1 protein-coding gene is annotated in these 2,335 nt (G+C 57.7%); it reads right to left on the reverse strand.

From position 1 onward, the window contains the following. Positions 1-81 precede the first annotated feature (81 nt). A complete protein-coding gene (locus tag DBR24_RS29680; RefSeq protein ID WP_128616477.1) occupies positions 82-1,962 on the reverse strand; it encodes a methyl-accepting chemotaxis protein in 1,881 nt (626 codons plus the stop codon). Between the last annotated feature and the right edge of the window lie 373 nt (positions 1,963-2,335).

Here is a 2,335-nt window from a genome sequence, read left to right on the forward strand (position 1 = left end):
GTTCACACATATTGTGTTCGCCAAAAATCCTGTGGGAGCGGGCTTGCCCGCGATTGAACGATAACGCGGTCTGACGGGTGGTCAGATCTTGAAACTGTCGACCAACTGCTTCAACCGGTTGGCCTGCTGCGACAACGCATCACAATCCTTCAACGTCTCGTTGAGGTTGGCCACGCTCTGCTGGTTCAACAGGTTGATCTGATTGACGTCAACGTTGAGGGTCTCCACCACAGCCGTCTGCTCCTCGGTCGCGGCGGCCACCGACTGGTTCATGCCGTCGATTTCACCGATACGCTGGGTCACGCTGACCAGACGCAAGCCGGCCTGGTTGGCCACCTCAACACTCTGCTCGCTGGATGCCTGACTGGCGTTCATGGTGGTCACCGCTTCACGGGAGCCGACCTGCAGCGACGTGATCATCTTGTGGATTTCTTCTGCCGACTCCTGGGTGCGATGGGCCAGGTTGCGCACCTCGTCCGCCACCACCGCAAAACCACGGCCAGCCTCACCGGCCCGCGCGGCTTCGATAGCCGCGTTGAGTGCCAGCAGGTTGGTCTGCTGCGAAATGCCTTTGATCACATCGAGAATGTGGCCGATGTTGTCGGTGCTGGCGTTCAGGGTTTCGATCTGCGTGCACGACAGGCTGATTTTCTGCGACAGCTCGGTCATCGCCTGAATGGTCTGCTCCACCACCTGACGACCGTCATCGGCCTGTTCGCTGGCGCCGCTGGCGTGCTGCGAAGCATCGGCCGCGTTGCGGGCGATTTCCTGGGTGGCGGCGCCCAACTGGTTGATCGCGGCAGCGACGCTGTTGGTGCGCGCACTTTGTTCGTCGGAACCGACAATGGACGCATTGGACGACGCCATTACCCGCTGCGACAGGTCGTGTACGTGACGGGTTGCCGACGACACTTCGGAAATCGACGCGTGAATCCGTTCAACGAACTGGTTGAATGCACTGCCCAGTTCGCCAAATTCGTCCTTGCTCTCAACCACCAGACGACGGGTCAGATCGCCTTCGCCCTGAGCGATGTCCTGCATTGCGCGACCCATGGTGGTCAACGGACGCATCAACACATTGATCAACAGGCTCAACAGCAGTGCAATCGCGGCCACTGCCACAAACATTGCGATCAGTGCCGAGGTACGGAACTGACTGAGGGCTGCGTAGGCTTTATCGTGATCAATCGACAGACCGATGTACCACTGCGCATTCGGCAGGTCGCTGACCGGGGTGAATGACAGGATGCGTTCCTGACCGTTGAGCACCACGTTCTGATTGCCCTTCTCGATGCGCACACCGGCATTCGGGTAGATGTCTTTCAGGTTTTTCATCACCTGATCTTTATCCGGGCTGACGATTACCTGACCGTCGGCGCTGACCAGGAACGCGTGACCGAGGCCACCGAAGTCCACCGAGTTGATGATCTTTACCAGGGTTTCCAGGCTCAAGTCACCACCGACCACACCGAGCAATTCGCCGTTCTTTTTTACCGGCATGGCGATGGTCACCACCAGACCACCGACAGCGGCCATGTACGGCGGCGTCAGCATGGTTTTATCGGCGGCGACGGCTTGCTTGTACCAAGGGCGCTGGCGCGGGTCGTAACCGTCCGGCATCTTCGCGTCAGGGCGTTGGGTGAATACACCATTGTCCTGGCCGACGTAAGTGAACTGGAAGTTGGAGGTGAAGGCCGGCTGATCGACCAGACCGGGGAAGTCAGCGTCCTTGCCCTGGTGGGCGACGTTTTGCGCAAGGTTTTCCAATACCAGAATCCGCCCGCTCATCCAGTTCTGCACGCTGCTGGCAGTCAGGTCCCCCGCCTGCTGTACGGAGGACTGGAGGTTCTGGCGAATGGTGTTTCGCTGCAGATAGTCGTTGTAGAGGGTGAACAGAGCGAACGCCAGGACCACGACGCCCGAAGCGGCCAACAGGATTTTATGGCTGAACTTGAGATTCATTTCATGGGACTTCTTATGCCAAAAGTGGGGATGCGTTCCGGATGCAACATTCCATGTACAGAGCAGGCAGCGTTCTTCTTGGCCGCTCTACTTTGGTGCACGCATGTCTCACCAGTCTTTCGGCACGGTTCAGAGAAATCTTAGGGTTGTATGGGAAATGGACGGCATTTAGGTCAGATTCCCGCCGAACGGCGCACTAGAGCGTTTGCCGCACCTTGCGATGAGCGTTGACCGGGCGACAATTGAACATTCTTTGATCACCTGATCTTGGCAGGCTCTTAAACGACAAAACCCCTGTCTGCGTTAGCAGACAGGGGTTCTGAAATTTAATCTTGACGATGACCTACTCTCACATGGGGAAACCCCACACTAC

The organism is Pseudomonas sp. HMWF006 (assembly GCF_003061205.1).
GTDB lineage: Bacteria > Pseudomonadota > Gammaproteobacteria > Pseudomonadales > Pseudomonadaceae > Aquipseudomonas > Aquipseudomonas monsensis.

Coding starts and splice junctions, on each gene's coding strand:
- DBR24_RS29680 (WP_128616477.1), bottom strand. CDS start 1,962: ATGAATCTCAAGTTCAGCCATAAAATCCTGTTGGCCGCTTCGGGCGTC.